The following is a 15,628-nucleotide window of genomic DNA, read 5'->3' as shown; positions in this document are numbered from 1 at the left end:
CGGCGAGGTCACGGCACGGCCGTGACGTGCCCCGCGGGCGGCGCGACGGGCGTCAGACGATGCCGTAGAGCCGGTCGCCCGCGTCCCCCAGGCCGGGGACGATGTACTTCTTCTCGTTGAGGCGCTCGTCGACGGCGGCCACGACGACCTGCACGTCCGCGCGCTCGCCGACGGCCTCCTGGACGACCTGGACGCCCTCGGGGGCGGCGAGCAGGCACACGGCGGTGACGTCGTGCGCGCCGCGCTCCAGCACGTAGTCGATGGCCGCGACCAGCGTGGCGCCGGTGGCGAGCATCGGGTCGAGGAGGAACACCTGCCGACCGGTGAGGTCGTCGGGCAGACGGTTGGCGTAGGTGACGGCCTCGAACGTGGCCTCGTCACGCTGCAGGCCGAGGAAGCCGACCTCGGCGGTGGGCAGCAGGCGCGTCATGCCGTCGAGCATCCCCAGGCCGGCGCGCAGGATGGGGATGACGATCGGGCTGGGGTCGCTCAGCTTGACGCCGGTCGTCGTGGTGACCGGCGTGACGACCTCCTGCGGCTCCACACGGACGTGCCGCGTGGCCTCGTAGGCGAGGAGGGTGACCAGCTCGTCGACCAGGAGCCGGAAGATCGGCGACGGGGTGGCCTCGTCGCGCAGGACGGAGAGCTTGTGGGCGACCAGCGGGTGGTCGGCGACGTGCAGGCGCATGCTGCCACGGTACCGGGCGCGGGCCCCGCAGGCCCGTGCCGACGGTGTGACACGTGCCGGTGGCGGGCCCGGGGATGCCGCAGGGCCCGGCCGGGGGAGTGGCGGTTTCCAGGGGTCCTCGCAACACCTGATGGTTTATGTGGCCGTCAGTAGACCACGCAGACGCTCGGCTGGGGTATCCCAGTCGAGCGTCTTGCGTGGTCGGCCGTTGAGTTCCTGGGCGACGTGTTCGAGGTCTTCGGGCCCGTAGGCCCGCAGGTCGGTGCCCTTGGGGAAGTACTGACGCAGCAGACCGTTGGTGTTCTCGTTCGATCCGCGCTGCCAGGGCGAGTGCGGGTCGCAGAAGTAGACCGGCACGTTCGTGGCAATCGTGAACTGGCGATGGGCGGCCATCTCGCTGCCCTGGTCCCAGGTCAGCGAGCCACGCAGGTGCGCGGGCAGGGTCCCGATCAGCGGGACCAGAACGTCGCGGACCTCCTCGGCGGTGTGTCCACCGGGCAGATGTCCGAGGAGCACGTAGCGGGTGGTGCGTTCCACCAGGGTCACGATCGCGGACTGCGAGGCGGTACCCACGATCAGGTCACCTTCCCAGTGGCCGGGCACGGCCCGGTCGGCGACCTCGGCCGGTCGTTCGGAGATCATCACCATCTCGTCGGCGAACCGGGGCGTGCGCTGCTCCGCGCTACGGCGCGGCTTGCGGCGGGTGCGTCCGGTGCGCAGCGCGGCCGCGACCTCACGACGCAGCCCGCCGCGGGCCTAGACGTAGAGCGCCTGGTAGATCGTCTCGGTACTCACCCGCATGCTCTCGTCGTTCGGATACTCCTTGACCAGAGCGTGACAGATCTGTTCGGGCGACCACCGCACCGCGAGCTTGGCGGTCACGTACTGGCGCAGCGGACCATTCACGGCGAGCTTGGCCCGCTTGGGGCGCGCCCGAGACGCCACCCAGGACCGCTGGGCCGCATGGGGTCGGTAGACCCCGCCGGCCGACCGGGCGTCGATCTCACGCTTGATCGTCGAGGCCGGGCGCCCCAGCGCCCGCCCGATCGCCCGCAACGAGGCGCCCTCACGGCGCAGGTCAGCGATCTGCTCCCGCTCCGCCAACGTCAAGAACCGTGGATCCAGCTCGGCCTCCAGCGCAGCGAGCGAGGGCGTGATGGCCACTTCCACATGAGTCGTCACGCCCGTGGTGTAGTCCACCCGGCGACCATCCGGGTAGATGCGAGCCCCGCGAGCCTTCCGTACCCCGGCGTCCCAGTCCAGCGCGGTACGCACGTTGACCCCGACCTGCTGCGCGGCCCGCCGCCGGGACATACCCGTGCGGCGAAGCTGTTCGTACTCGACCCTGCGCGGATGCGGGCCACGCCCACCCTGCCCCTCAGAACGCCGACCAGCCTTCCGCACCCACCCGGCAGCCGTATGCCTGTTCACCCCGACCACGCGCGCCGCGATCGTCGCACTCGCTACCTCGTCGAAGACCTCGAAGAACCGCGCCCTGAGCTCTGGTGAAACCACGATCCCCGCAACCCCCTGAAATCCAGGGTGTTGCGGGGACCGCTAGAACCGGCCAGTCCCGGCCGGGCCCTGCGACGTGGGGTCAGCGCTGCGCGACGCGGCGGCGCACCACGAACAGGGTGGCACCGGCGGCGACGAGCAGGGCGGCGACGCCCGCGGTGATGCCCACGGTCGCACCGGTGCGGGGCAGCTCGGTCGTCTGCGCGGCGACCGCGACCTCCTCGTCCTCGCCGGCATCCGCGGGGACGTCGACGGCGACGTCCTGCGCGGCCGGGCGGTCCTCGGTGGTGTCCTGGGTCGGCTCCTCAGTGGGCTCCTCGGCGGGCGTCGTCGCGCACGGCTCATCCGTGAACACCGACTCGTCGACGGCGTACACGGCCGTGGACTCGTCGATCGCGGTGTATCCCGCGGGCAGCTCGCCCAGCGTGTAGCCCGCGGAGGCGGTGGCCACGATGCCCTCGGCGGACGAGGAGTAGGTCAGGCCCTCGACCGCGCCAGGGAGGCGCAGTTCGTCGGCCTCGGTGCCGCACTCGTCGATCACCTTCGGGGCGTCCGGCGTCACCACGACGGGCTCGCTCGCGCATGCCTCACCAGTGAGCGTGTAGGTCCACGACAGGGCGGTCTCGGGGGCCACCTCGACGCCTTCGGCGAGGGTCGCGGTGACCGTCACCTGGGTGCGGTCCGCGCTCCACTCCTCGGAGTAGGTCGCGAAGCCCGTGTCGGGCATCGTCACGGTGATCCCGGCGTCGCAGCTCTCCACGAATGACGGGGAGGGCACCGCGACGGGCTCGGGAGCCTCCTCGCCGCACTCGGCCAGGTAGTTGCTCAGGTCGTCGTGGCGGTGGTCCTTGAGGCGCCAGCCGAACAGCGGGCCGTCGGGGTAGGTGATGTGCTGGAAGTCGTCCCAGGAGAAGTCGGCGTCGACGCGCACGACGTCCTGCTGGACGCCCCACGAGCCCTCGCAGACGTCCGCCGGCAGTGCGGTCACGTCGAACAGCTCACCGGGGTACTCCTGCGGCAGCTCGTCCCAGAACTGGTCGCCCTCGCGGGTGGCGATCAGGGTCTGCTCGCCCGAGTTCTCCCAGGCGGCGATCTTGGTCGGGTCCAGCTTCGGGTAGACGTAGAAGGCGGTCTCCAGCTCCGGCTCGACCTCCGGCGTGGGCTCGGGCCCGGGCTCGACGCAGGCGGCCAGGTCGCCCGACATGTTCCAGTCCCAGGCGTCGTCGTCCCACGCGTCGATGGACACGGTCCACTGGTGGGCCTCGTCCTCGGTCAGCTCGAGCTTGGTTCGGAACTCGCGGCCGAATGACTCCCGAAGGATCTCGCCACCGTCGACGACCACGGTGACTGTGTTGTCCCGGCCGTCGCGGCTGTCGGCATACTGCGTCAGGTTGATCGACAAGGAGCCGCAGACAGCATCGACATCCGGGGTGTGGGCGGCGGCGGCCGTCGCGGTGGCGACGAGCCCGCCGAGGGCGAGCGTCGCGGTCGCGACGGTCGCGAGGATCCTCTTCACGGTGGGGGTCTTTCCCTTCGGTGGTGGCGAGCACCGGCACAGCACTCGACGATGGGTCACAGGGGGAACGCTCCCATCCCAGCACCAACGGGTGAAAAAGTACAGAAGACGGACATGTCCTCCACAGGGGAGTTCTCCCCATGGTCGCCGCGTCGCGCGCGCCACGTCCCTACGCTGGTCCCGTGGACGAACAAGATCGCGGGCGCGGACTGCCGCTGCCCTGGGCGGAGGGCACGTTCCCGCCCGGCACGGTGAGCGCCCGCCGCGCCGTCTGGGACCACCTCATGGGCCTCGCCCTGCACGAGGCCACCCACGCCCTCGCGTCCGACGACGTCCCCGTCGGCGCGCTCGTCGTCTCGCCCGACGGCCGCCTCCTCGGCCTCGGCCGCAACCGGCGCGAGGAGACCGGCGACCCCACCGCCCACGCCGAGGTCCTCGCGCTGCGGCAGGCGGCCGCGACGTGGGGCCGCTGGCGGTTGGAGGGCTGCACCCTCGTCGTCACCCTCGAACCGTGCGTGATGTGCGCCGGCGCCCTCGTCGCCGCCCGCGTCGACCGGCTCGTCCTCGGCGCCTGGGACCCCAAGGCCGGCGCCACCGGCTCCGTGTGGGACCTCGTGCGCGACCAGCGCTCCCTGCACGCCGTCGAGGTGGTCGGCGGTGTCCGCGAGGACGAGTGCGCGGCCGTGCTGCGCGATTTCTTCGCCGCCCGCCGCGGCACCCCGGGGTAGGGCTGCCCCTACCCCGGAGACGGGGGCGCACCGCATGTCGTGCCGCCCCGCCGCTCCGTAGGGTCGTGGCATGACGATCCCCGACCTCACGGCGAGCCGCGTCGCCCCCGCCCTGACCGACCTGCGCGGTCTGCGGCGCGCCCCGTGGGACCGGGCGACCTACGACGGCGTCGCGCAGGTCGTCGTCGGCTGGTTCTGGCTGCTCGTCGTCGGCCTGCCCCTGCTCGTGGTCGTGATCACCGCGGCGTCCCTCGTCCCCGCGCTCGGCATCGGACTGCTCGTGCTGCCGCTCGCCCTCGGCCTCGCCCGCGGGTTCGCCGCCGTCGAACGGTCGCGCCTCGCCGCGCAGACGGGCGTCGTGATCCCCGCGCCGCCCCGTCGCGAGCCCCGCCGCCCCGGCTGGTGGTCGTGGCTGTGGGCGCAGCTGGCCGACGGACGCAGCTGGCTCGCTGCCGCCTACCTGCTCGTCGGGCTCGTCGCGTACTCCGTGCTCCTCGTGCTCGTGGTGGCGGCACCCGCCGCCGCCGTCGCCGCCCTCGCCCTCGGTGCCCGGTCCGTCGCCGCCGGCGACCTCGTCGGCCTGCTCGCCGTCCCGGCCGCCGTCCTGCTCGTGTGGACGGCCGCGGTCGTCGCCCAGCTCGGCGACCTCGTCACCGTCCTGCTCGCCCGCGCCCTCGTCGGGCCGTCCGTCGACGCCGAGGCGCGCGCCGCCCAGCAGGCCGCCGAACGCCAGGCCCGCACCGCCGAGGCCGAGGCGCGCGCCGCGGAGTCCGTCGCCGCCACCGCCCGCGAGCGCGCCGACGTCCTCACCGCCACCCGCGCCGCCGCGCTCGAGGCCGCCGACACCGAGCGCCGCCGCATCGAGCGCGACCTGCACGACGGCGTCCAGCAGCGCCTCGTCGCCCTCGGCGTGGCCCTCGGCACCGCCCGCCGCGAGGCGGAGCGCGACCCCGCCACCGCCGTCGCCGCGCTCGACCACGCGCACGGCGAGGTCAAGGAGTCCCTCGCCGAGCTGCGCGACCTCGTCCGCGGCATCCACCCCGCCGTGCTCGCCGACCGCGGCCTGGACGCCGCGCTGTCGGCGCTCGCGGCCCGCAGCCCCGTCCCGGTCCGTGTCGAGGCCGGTCCCGGTCTGGAGCGGGCGGGCACGACGGCGCAGGCCGCCGCGTACTTCGTCGTCGCCGAGGCCCTGACGAACGTGGCCCGGCACGCGGACGCCCGCGGCGTCGTCGTGCGCGCCGACGTCGTCGAGGACACCGACGGCGGACGGCTGCGCGTCGAGGTGGCCGACGACGGCCGTGGCGGCGCCGAGCCCGCCCCCGGCAGCGGCCTCGCCGGCCTGCGAGGCCGGGTCGCGGCCCTCGACGGCACCTTCGACCTGACCAGCCCGACCGGTGCTGGCACCCGACTGACCGTGGAGGTGCCGTGCGCATCGTGATCGCCGAGGACTCCGTCCTCCTGCTCGACGGGCTCGCCCGGCTGCTGCGGGCCGAGGGGCACGGCGTGGCGACGTTCCGCACGGCCGAGGAGATGGTCGCGGCGCTCACCCGCACGCCCGACATGCTGCCCGACCTGCTCGTCACGGACGTGCGGATGCCGCCGTCGCACACCGACGAGGGCCTGCGCGCCGCCGTGCACCTGCGCTCGCTCCACCCGGACCTGCCCGTCCTCGTGCTGTCGCAGTACGTGGAGCAGCGGTACGCCGCCGAGCTGTTCGCCGCCGGCACCCGCGGCCTCGGCTACGTGCTCAAGGACCGCGTGGCCGACGTCGACGAGTTCCTCGGCGCCGTCGACCGCGTCGCGTCCGGAGGCACCGTGCTCGACCCGGAGGTCGTCTCCCAGGTCCTCGCCCGGTCGCGCAGCGACCTCGGGGACCTCACCCGGCGCGAGCGCGAGGTGCTCGCGCTCATCGCCGAGGGGCTGTCCAACGCCGCCATCGCGGAGCGTCTCGTCGTCGGGCTGCCCGCCGTCGAGAAGCACGTGACCAACATCCTCACCAAGCTGGGGCTCCCGCCCGACGCCGACACCCATCGGCGCGTCCTCGCGGTGCTGCGCTGGCTCGACCTGAACGGAGACCTGCGATGACCGGGACCCGCGACCTCAGCCCCACCGTCCCGCCCGCCACCGGGCCCGGTGCCCCCGAACCCCGCGGCCGCAGCGGCGTCGGGCGGGTCCTGCTCGTCGTCGGCGTGACGTTCGCCGCGCTCGCCGCCGTCTGGGGCGGCGTGCACCTCGTGGACCTCGCGCTGACCGACACGACACGGACGCAGGACTCGTACGGCGCGTCCCCGCGGGTCGAGCTCGTCGCCGACGGCGAGGTGACCGTGCGGGCGGCCGACGACGCCACCGGCGTGGACGTCGACCTCGTCTCCCGCGGCGGGCTCGTCACCCCCGAGCACACGGTCCAGGAGCTCGGGGACGCGCTGGTCGTCACGAACGAGTGCCCCCCGTGGGCGGCGCTCGTGTCGTGGACGTGCTCCGGCGGCATCGACGCCGTCGTGCCCGCGGGGACCGAGGTCGTGGTGCGGACGTCGAACGGCGACGTGCTCGCCGCCGGTCCCGTCGGGTCGGCCGACATCGACACGTCCAACGGCCGCGTGCGGGCCGAGGGCGTCGGCGGGGACCTCGTCGCCCGGTCGTCGAACGGCGACGTGGAGGCGGTCGACGTCGACGGCCGCGCCGAGCTGCGCACCTCCAACGGCGGCATCGAGGTGCGGGACGTGACCGGGGACGTGGACGCACGGACCTCCAACGGGCGGGTCGACGTCGCCGCCGTGACCGGTGACCTCACCGCGCAGACGTCGAACGGTCGTGTCGAGGTGTCCGACGTCGGCGGGTCGGCCGACGTGCGTTCCAGCAACGGGCGCGTCGACGTCGCCGCCGTGGCCGGAGACGTCTTCGCCCGGACGTCGAACGGGGACGTGACGGTGGTCGGCGACGGCGAGCCGGTGCGGCTGACCCTGGACACGTCGAACGGCGACGAGATCATCGAGGGCGCCACCGACCCGGCCGCCACCCGGTCCGTGGAGATCCGCAGCTCCAACGGCGACGTGGCGTTCCTCGCCCCCTGACCCGGTCGCCCGGCGGCGGGAGCGTTCAGAGGGCGGGCAGGCGCAGGCCGAACACCTTGCGCGCCGCGCGCCGGGCCGCGTGGTACCCGGCCATGCCGTGCACGCCCGGTCCGGGCGGCGTCGACGCCGAGCACAGGTAGGCGCCGCCGGACTGCCGGTACGGGTCGGGCGCGGCGACCGGGCGGGCGAGCATGCGCCACAGGTCGGGCGACCCGCCCGCGATGTCCCCGCCGACGAGGTTCGGGTTGTGGACGGTCATCGCCGCCGCCGGGGTGCAGCGGCTCGCCACGACGAGGTCGCGCACCCCGGGCGCGAACGCCTCGACGCGGTCCAGGACGTCCTGCGTGACGTCCCGGTCCGAGCCCGCGGGCACGTGCGCGTACGCCCACAGCGGGCGCAGGCCGCCGACCTCGCGGGAGGGGTCGGCGACGGCGGGGTCGCTGACGAGGCACATCGGGGCGTCGGCGTGCCGGCCCGCCGCGACGGCCGCCTCCGCGCGCACCATGTCCGCACGCGTGCCGCCCACGTGCACCGTCCCGGCGCGACGCACCTCCGGTGCCGTCCACGGCACGGGCCCCGACAGCACGACGTCCACCTTGGCGGCGGCGTTCCCGCGCGGGAACCGGGTCAGCGCTTGCCGCCGCGACGGCCGCAGGTCCGCCCCCAGGACGCGCACCAGCGTCGCCGGGTCCGTGTCGAACAGGTAGGCCCGCGCCGCGGGGAGGTCGGCGCGCGAGCGCACCGGGTGGTCGGTGACGACCGTGCCGCCGTGCGCCAGCAGGTCCGCGGCCAGGGCCGCCGTGATCGCGCCCGAGCCGCCGCGGGGGACGGGCCATCCGCCGTCGGGCGGGACAGGACCGGTGTCCGCGGGTCGAGCGGGGCCGCCCGCCCGTGCGCCGTGTCCGGGCGGCCGCGGCCCGGCGTGCCCCAGCGCGCCGAGCAGCAGCGCCGTGCCCGCGGCCGCCAGGGACGGCAGCGGGGTGATCGCGTGCGCCGCCACCCCGGTGAGCAGCGCGGCCGCCTCCGCGGTGCGGAACCGTGCCCCCCACGCCCGCGACCCCTGCTCCGGCAGCGCGGACCCGAACCGGACCGCGGCGCGCACCCCGGCGCCGTCCAGCAGGCCGGGCGGCACGGACCGCTTGTCGCCCATCGCCAGGGCGACGGTCGCCTCCCAGCCGGCGGCGAGCGGCCCCAGCAGTCGACGCCACGCACCGCCGTCGACGCCCAGCCGGTCCACCGTGCGGTCCAGGTCCCGGTACGCGACCCCGGCACGCCCGTCCGGCAGCGGCTGCGCGAACGACACCTCCGGGGTCAGCAGCTCCACCCCATGGGCGGGCAGGTCGAACGCGCGGAAGAACGGCGACGCCCACGCCATCGGGTGCACCGCCGAGCAGACGTCGTGCACCACGCCGTCGGCGAGGCCGAGGGGCAGGGTGCGGGCACCGCCGCCGACCGTCGGCTGCGCCTCCAGGACCGTCACGCCCAGGCCCACCCGGGCGAGCGTCACCGCGGCCGACAGACCGTTCGGGCCGGACCCGACCACCACGACGTCGATCATCCGACCACCCTAGGACCGGTGGCGGCGTCGACGCGGCGTTGTCAGAGCCGCTCGGCGAGCGCCGTCAGGGTCTCGGTGACCCCGGCGTCGACCTTGACGGTCGCGAGCGGGTCGCCGCGCGTCTCGCCGCGGTTGACGACGACGACGGGCATGCCCGCCTTCGCGGCGTGCCGCACGAACCGCAGCCCGCTCATCACGGTGAGGCTCGTGCCCGCCACGAGCAGGGCGTCCGCCGAGTCGACGAGCTCGAACGCCTGCCGCACCCGCTCCCGCGGCACGTTCTCCCCGAAGTAGACGATCTCCGGCTTGAGCACGCCGCCGCAGAACTCGCAGTCCGCGGGCCGGAAGTGCGACGTCCGCTCGATGACGGCGTCCGCGTCGGGCGCGACCTCGATGTCCGCGACCGTCGTGCCGCCGTCGAGCACGGACTCCACGAAGCCCGGGTTGAGGGCGTCGAGACGCTCGGCGAGGTGCGCGCGGGAGATCACCCGGGAGCACTGCAGGCAGATGACGCGGTCGTAGCGGCCGTGCAGGTCGATGACGGTGCGCGACCCGGCGTCCTCGTGCAGGAGGTCCACGTTCTGCGTGATGACGCCGCGCACGACGCCGCGCCGCTCCAGGTCGGCGAGCACCCGGTGCCCCGCGTTCGGGTGCGTGCGGTGCACGTGCTGCCAGCCCACGTGGTTGCGGGCCCAATAGTGGCGGCGGAACCCGTCGTCGCCCACGAACTGCTGGTACGTCATCGGGTTGCGCGGCGGCGAGTCGGGGGAGCGGTAGTCGGGGATGCCGGAGTCGGTGGAGATCCCCGCGCCGGTGAGCACCGTGAGGGTGCGGCTCTCCAGGACGCGGGCGGCGTCGTCGACGTTGCCGTGACGGACGACGGCGTCCGGCGGCAGCTCCCAGCGGCGGTCCTGGTAGGTCGGGGCGAGCGGTCGGGCGGCGGGCTGCACGGTTCGAGCGTACGTCGGACGGCGCCCGCCCGACGGCGCGGAAGGGTCGGGTGCCCACCCGTCAGCCGTCCGCCGCCCCAGGGATGCGGGGTGGACATCCCGGACATCGGCTGGGAGCATTCCGGGCGTGCGTCGAACGTCTCGTCTGGTCACCGCCGCCCTCACCCTGCTGTCGCTCCTGGCGGTCGGCCTGGTCCCCGCCGAGGCCGCAGTCCCCCGGGGGACGGGTTCCTTCACGTTCCGGCAGATCGACCTCGACGTCACCGTGTCGATGAAGGACGTCGTCGTCGGCCCGGCGCCGAAGGTCGCACGGATGTGGTTCACGTTCGACCATCCCCGCGAGAAGCTCTCGATCGACGGGCTCGGCAAGAGCTCGGCGTACATCGTGGGGCCGGGCGGGGCAGTCTCGCAGAGCGCCTACCTCGTCAAGACGTCGGAGCACCGTGCCTACGCGGACTTCGTGCTGTCGGCGGGCTTCACGCCGGGGACCTACCGCGCCACCGTCTCTCTGAAGTCCACGGTGGACGGCCGGACGTACGCGACCACCCGGGAGGACGTCGTCGCGTTCCAGGTGCGACGTGCCACCCGGATGACGGTGTCGTCGAAGCGGTCGGGCGACAGGACGGTCGTCAGCGGACGGCTGACGCGGTGGCGGGACGTCGAGTACCGGACGGCGATCGCCCGTCGCCCGCTGGCGGGGGTGAAGGTCCGGCTGTCGTTCGACCCCGCGGGTGCCACCGGCCCGCGCTACGTCACGACCGTCCGCACCGACGACGCCGGCCGGTTCCGGCGCACCCTCGACCATCGCGGCAAGGGACGGTGGGTCGCGACGTTCGCCGGGAACTCGAACCACGCCGCGACCGGGGTGCACCCCACCGGGTCGGCCGAGCCGAAGGTGCGCCACGTCCTCACCCGCAGCCGGACGAGCCACGGCACCAAGGTCACGATGAAGGTCCGCACCCGGGACGCCGTGGTGGCGGGACGGACGGAGACCGTCCGGGTCGAGGTCGAGTGGTCGGCTGACGGGCCGGGTCGGTTGACGCACGACACCACCTACGTCTGCGCCTCGAGCAGGCTCGGCCACTACGACTGGCACTGCTCGACCCCCCGCGGCAGCGGCAACAAGCTCGTCGCCGACCTGTACGTCGGGCCCGACGACCCGGCCGGGATCTACGACGTCGACGTCTGGGCGGACCCGGCGCTCGACACGGGCACCATCTACTTCCCGGCCGACCGAGCGGGGAGCTTCCGCGTCAGCAAGGCGACCCGGACGAAGGTGCACGTGAGCGACTCGTCGGTCAGCAAGGGCGACCGGGTCTCGGTGTCGGGGACGCTCCGCAAGCCGTCCCAGCTCGACAGGTGGAACCTGGGCGGCTGGCGGGCTGCGGCGGGGGAGAAGGTGAAGATCTACTTCGACCCGGCCGGGCCGGGCGGTCCGGTGCTCAAGGGGATCGACACGGTGGACGCGGACGGCCGCTTCCGGCGGTGGTTCACGGTTCGCGAGTCGGGCACCTGGGTGGTGAGGTACGCGGGCTCGTCGGCGCACCACCTGCGGGCGTCGTCGGCGAAGGTGGGCGTCACCGTCTCCTGACGCCGGCCGGTCCACGAGATCGGACGAGCGTCCCTGGGCGAGGGGGCGTGCGCGGTCGCGCTCACGGTCGCTGCGCGACCTCCGCTTCCGGTCTGACGACCGCGCACACCCCCTCGCCCAGGGACGCCCGACGGCTCCGGGCCCTTGACGCCACCTTGGGCAAGCGGTTACCTTGTGAGAAACCGGTTTCTCGCGTCGGTCACCGCTGAACGGCGCGCATCTCGACGAGGAGATCCATGACACCGATCGGGCGGACCCTCCGCACCCCGCTGGCGGCCGTCGCCACCGCGGCGCTCACCCTCACCTCCCTCACCGCCGTCGCCGCCGGACCCGCCGGCGCCCTCGACGCGAACGACCTCGCCCCCGGCAGCATCACCGCCGACCGGACCGTCGGGGACTTCACGATCCTCGCCACCGCCGCCAAGGGCGTCACCGTCGACGCGTCCGACCGCACCTCCGACCGCGGAGACGTCTACACCCAGCGCCTCAAGCTCAACGGCTCCGGCGACGCCACCCAGCGGTCCGTGCGCCTCACCGTCGACGAACCCGCCGAGGTGCTCGTGCACGCCCGCAGCGGCAGCGGCACCGCCGACCGCGCCCTCGCGCTCTACGACGCCGACTGGACGGTCCTCGACACCGTCCCGGCGCTCGCGGACGACACCGGCACCACCATCGCCACCGAGACGCTCGACGTGCCCGCCGCGGGCACGTACTGGATCGCGTCCCCCAGCTCCGGCGTCAACCTGTACTACGCGGAGGTCGTCGACGGTCCCGCCCTCGAGCGGGCACCCTGGGCCGACGTCGCCGCGCCCGTCGTCGACGCCGTCGAGGTCGACCCCGCCGACCCGTCGCGCCTCCTCGTGCAGTACACGGGCCTGCTCGGCGACGACGGCGCGGACGTCGCGCACGCGATCCTCACCGACGCGGACGGCGTCGAGGCCGACCGCGCCTTCACCGCCGTCGACGGCACGTCCGGCACCGTCGCGCTCACGCCGCCGTCGTCCGGCACGTACACCGTGCGGGTCGAGCTGACGCGCTCCGGCGAGACCACGGCGCACGCTTCCGCGGCCGTCACGGCGCCCGACTTCGCCCTGCCGCTCGCCGGCCCCGAGGTCACCGGCGCCCTCACCACCGCCGTGTCCGGCGGCCGCGCCACCGTCACCGTCGAGTGGGGCGCCGTCGCCGAGGCCACCACCTACGCCGTGCAGACCGCGCAGGACGGCGACTTCACCGACGCCGTCACCGACGTCACCGGCACCACCGCCGACCTCACCGGCCTCACGCCCGGCGCCGTCTACCAGGTACGCGTCGTCGCGCACCGCGGCACCGACGCCACCGCCGGCGAGCCGTTCGAGGTCGTCGTGGCCGACGCCGTCGAACGCTGGCAGTCCGCCGACATCGGCTCCAACGCCGGCTCGGGCGGGTCGATCGTCGAGAACGCCGACGGCAGCATCACGTTCGACGCCCGTGCCAGCTCCACCAAGCTCGCGTCCTCCGAGGACGGCTTCCAGTACTACTACACGCAGATCGACCCGACGACGGAGAACTTCACGCTCACCGCGACGTTCCGCGTCGACGACGCCGCCACCAAGGACAACCAGTCCGGGTTCGGCGTGCTCGCCGTCGACACCCTCGTGCCCGGCGTGTCCGCCGCCCGCTACATGAACTCCGCCGGCGCGCTCGTCACCCGCTACGGCGAGGGCACCACCACCGTGCGGGACGGCACGCCCGGCGCCCGGTTCGTGCACGGCTACACCGGCGCCCCCGACGACGCCACCGCCGGCGCGCGCGACACCTCCGGGTCCGTCGTGTTCGACGAGACGTGGCGTTCCGACGTCACCTCCGGCCCCCGGTTCGCCACCGGCGACACCTTCACGTTCTCGCTGCGCGGCTCCAACACCGGCCACCACGCCACCTGGCTGCGGGACGCCGCCGACGGCGGCGACGTCGAGGTCATCTCCTACGACCCCGACATGCTGCTCCAGCAGGACGGCGACCACATCTACGTCGGCATGGCCGTCGCCCGCAAGATCCAGGTGACCGTCACCGACTGGGAGCTCACCACCGTCCGCCCCGAGGACGACGACGCGCCCCTCGACCCGCCCACCGTGCCCGTCGCCGCCACCCTCGGCGTCGACGTCACCCCCACCACCCCGCACCACACCCTCGACCTGCCGTTCGTCGCGAACATGCACGGCACCGGCCAGGTGCTCGACGCCGCCGGCGACATCGTGGTCGACGACGTCGAGCTCGCCCCCGGCGAGCGGGTCCTCGTGCCCGTCGACCTCACCGACGGCGTCAACGAGCTCACCGCTCGGCTCCTGCCCGACGCCGACCAGCCCCAGCTCGGCGACCGCGAGGAGCTCGCCTCCACCGACCCCGTCGACGTGCCCCTCACCCTCACCGTGCACGCGTACGGCGAACCGGGACAGTCGATCCGCGTCACCCCCGACGGCACACCCGACGGCACCGGCACCAGCGCCGACCCCCTCGACCTGCACACCGCCGTCGCGTACGCGCAGCCCGGCCAGCAGATCGTCCTCGCCGGCGGCACCTACGCCCTCGACCGCAAGGTCGTCGTCGGCCGCGGCCTCGACGGCACCCCCGACGCCCCCATCACCCTGATGTCGGCACCGGGCCAGCGCGCCACCCTCGACCTCGCCGGATCGCCCGACGGCGGCCTCGTCCTGCGCGGCGACTGGTGGCACGTCCACGACCTGGAGATCACCCGGTCGCGCGACAAGGCCAAGCCGATGCTCGTCGAGGGCCACCACAACGTCGTCGAACGCGTCGAGTCGCACCACAACGCCGACACCGGCATCCAGATCTCCGGCCGCTCCGCCGAACCGCCGACGATGTGGCCCTCCCACAACCTCGTCGTGTCCTCCGAGTCGCACCACAACGCCGACCCGGGCGGCAACGACGCGGACGGGTTCGGCGTCAAGCTCACCGTCGGCGAGGGCAACGTGCTGCGGCACAACATCGCCCACCACAACATCGACGACGGCTGGGACCTCTACGCCAAGTCCACCACCGGACCCATCGGCACCGTCGTCGTCGAGGACTCCGTCGCCTACGCCAACGGGTACCTCAGCGAGGACCCCACCCGCACCGGCGAGGGCAACGGGTTCAAGCTCGGCGGCGAGTCCATCCCCGGCGACCACCTGCTGCGCAACTCCGTCAGCTACGGCAATCTCGGCACCGGCGTCACCTCCAACTCCGGCCCCGACGTCCGCCTCGACGGCGTCACCTCCGTCGGCAACGACCGCGGCGTCCGCCTCGAGACCAACGCGTCCACCACCGCCTACGAGGCGCACGGCGTCATCTCCTGGCGCAACCCCGCCACCGACGTCCTCGGGCTCAAGCAGACCGACACGTCCCTCCTGACCAACCCGACCAACCACTGGAACCTCGGCGGGACGTCCGCGGTCGACGCGTCGTGGTTCGTCTCCACCGACGAGACCGTCGCCCCCGAGATCGCCGCCGACGGATCCGTCGACCTCCACGGCCTCTACGAGCTCACCGACGCCGCACCCGCCGACACCGGGGCCCGCCCCGCACCCGTCGACGACCCCACCGTCATCGAGCTCCTGCCCGAAGTCGGCGCCGAGCCCGGCCCCGCCCCCTGGTACGCCAGCACCGTCTACCTGCGCGGCGACGTCGTCCAGCACGACGGCACCGTCTACGAGGCCCGCTGGTGGAGCCGCAACCAGGAGCCCGGCATCTCCGCGTTCGGCCCCTGGACGGAGGTCGGGCCCGCCGACGCCGCCCCCGCCGTCGCCGAGTGCGCCCCCGCCTGGGAGCGGACCCGCACCTACACCGGCGGGGAGGTCGTCTCCCACGACGGCGTCAACCACCGCGCCCAGTGGTGGACCCGCGGCGACGAACCCGGCACCAGCGTCTGGGGGTCCTGGTCCGCCGTCGGGCCGTGCGCCTGACCTGACCACGAGCCGGCGCCGACTCCTGCGAGTCGGCGCCGGCTCGCGCGACCCAGCGCGGATTCCCGCGAGT

The 15,628-nt window shown here is 74.2% G+C and carries 10 protein-coding genes and 1 pseudogene; 6 read left to right on the top strand and 5 right to left on the bottom strand.

The features are described 5' to 3' along the window. Positions 1-52 precede the first annotated feature (52 nt). The 3 genes and pseudogenes from upp to ATJ88_RS16495 all read right to left on the bottom strand — a co-directional run bounded on the left by upp (position 53) and on the right by ATJ88_RS16495 (position 3,719). Positions 53-688: a uracil phosphoribosyltransferase gene (upp, locus tag ATJ88_RS16505; protein ID WP_098464771.1), complete on the bottom strand. Its 636-nt coding sequence runs from the start codon at positions 686-688 to the stop codon at positions 53-55. Between the two features lie 135 nt (positions 689-823). Next, a pseudogene (locus ATJ88_RS16500) lies at positions 824-2,002 on the bottom strand (IS30 family transposase). A 283-nt stretch (positions 2,003-2,285) separates the two neighbouring features. Next, positions 2,286-3,719, bottom strand: a complete 1,434-nt coding sequence (locus tag ATJ88_RS16495; protein ID WP_098464770.1) for an LPXTG cell wall anchor domain-containing protein — start codon at positions 3,717-3,719, stop codon at positions 2,286-2,288. A 284-nt stretch (positions 3,720-4,003) separates the two neighbouring features. Here ATJ88_RS16495 and ATJ88_RS16490 point away from each other — a divergent pair, with 284 nt between their 5' ends. The 4 genes from ATJ88_RS16490 (at position 4,004) to ATJ88_RS18445 (ending at position 7,518) form a co-directional block, all read left to right on the top strand. Beyond that, positions 4,004-4,447 (top strand): nucleoside deaminase, encoded by a 444-nt coding sequence (locus tag ATJ88_RS16490; protein WP_098465429.1) that lies wholly within the window; start codon positions 4,004-4,006, stop codon positions 4,445-4,447. Between the two features lie 70 nt (positions 4,448-4,517). After that, positions 4,518-5,885, top strand: a complete 1,368-nt coding sequence (locus ATJ88_RS16485; RefSeq protein ID WP_098464769.1) for a sensor histidine kinase — start codon at positions 4,518-4,520, stop codon at positions 5,883-5,885. Beyond that, positions 5,873-6,532 (top strand): response regulator transcription factor, encoded by a 660-nt coding sequence (locus ATJ88_RS16480; RefSeq protein ID WP_098464768.1) that lies wholly within the window; start codon positions 5,873-5,875, stop codon positions 6,530-6,532. Before ATJ88_RS16485 ends, ATJ88_RS16480 begins: the two co-directional genes overlap by 13 nt. Then, entirely contained in the window at positions 6,529-7,518 is a 990-nt protein-coding gene (locus ATJ88_RS18445) for a DUF4097 family beta strand repeat-containing protein (RefSeq protein ID WP_098464767.1), read from the top strand. Before ATJ88_RS16480 ends, ATJ88_RS18445 begins: the two co-directional genes overlap by 4 nt. Before the next feature lie 25 nt (positions 7,519-7,543). Here the strand turns inward: ATJ88_RS18445 and ATJ88_RS16470 are convergent, their stop codons facing one another. Next, positions 7,544-9,076 carry a phytoene desaturase family protein gene (locus ATJ88_RS16470; protein WP_098464766.1) on the bottom strand — a complete coding sequence of 511 codons (1,533 nt, stop codon included), beginning with the start codon at positions 9,074-9,076 and terminating at the stop codon, positions 7,544-7,546. Between the two features lie 41 nt (positions 9,077-9,117). Continuing rightward, complete coding sequence (locus tag ATJ88_RS16465; RefSeq protein WP_098464765.1) at positions 9,118-10,026, bottom strand: NAD-dependent protein deacetylase; 909 nt, start codon at positions 10,024-10,026, stop codon at positions 9,118-9,120. A 127-nt stretch (positions 10,027-10,153) separates the two neighbouring features. Between ATJ88_RS16465 and ATJ88_RS16460 the strand changes: the two genes are divergently transcribed. Together ATJ88_RS16460 and ATJ88_RS16455 are read left to right on the top strand one after the other, a co-directional pair. After that, positions 10,154-11,617 carry a hypothetical protein gene (locus ATJ88_RS16460; protein ID WP_098464764.1) on the top strand — a complete coding sequence of 488 codons (1,464 nt, stop codon included), beginning with the start codon at positions 10,154-10,156 and terminating at the stop codon, positions 11,615-11,617. Between the two features lie 236 nt (positions 11,618-11,853). Then, on the top strand, positions 11,854-15,555 hold the full coding sequence (locus ATJ88_RS16455) for a carbohydrate-binding protein (protein ID WP_098464763.1): 3,702 nt from the start codon (positions 11,854-11,856) through the stop codon (positions 15,553-15,555). Positions 15,556-15,628 lie beyond the last annotated feature (73 nt).

The organism is Isoptericola jiangsuensis (assembly GCF_002563715.1).
GTDB classification, from domain to species: domain Bacteria; phylum Actinomycetota; class Actinomycetes; order Actinomycetales; family Cellulomonadaceae; genus Isoptericola; species Isoptericola jiangsuensis.
Note: the sequence above shows the minus strand (reverse complement) of the source record. Positions and strands in the feature narration are given on the sequence as shown.

What these genes read in the sequence shown, in the direction of transcription:
- upp (WP_098464771.1), bottom strand. Translation starts at nt 688, where the DNA reads ATGCGCCTGCACGTCGCCGACCACCCGCTGGTCGCCCACAAGCTCTCC.
- ATJ88_RS16470 (WP_098464766.1), bottom strand. Translation starts at nt 9,076, where the DNA reads ATGATCGACGTCGTGGTGGTCGGGTCCGGCCCGAACGGTCTGTCGGCC.
- ATJ88_RS16490 (WP_098465429.1), top strand. Translation starts at nt 4,004, where the DNA reads ATGGGCCTCGCCCTGCACGAGGCCACCCACGCCCTCGCGTCCGACGAC.
- ATJ88_RS16455 (WP_098464763.1), top strand. Translation starts at nt 11,854, where the DNA reads ATGACACCGATCGGGCGGACCCTCCGCACCCCGCTGGCGGCCGTCGCC.
- ATJ88_RS16485 (WP_098464769.1), top strand. Translation starts at nt 4,518, where the DNA reads ATGACGATCCCCGACCTCACGGCGAGCCGCGTCGCCCCCGCCCTGACC.
- ATJ88_RS18445 (WP_098464767.1), top strand. Translation starts at nt 6,529, where the DNA reads ATGACCGGGACCCGCGACCTCAGCCCCACCGTCCCGCCCGCCACCGGG.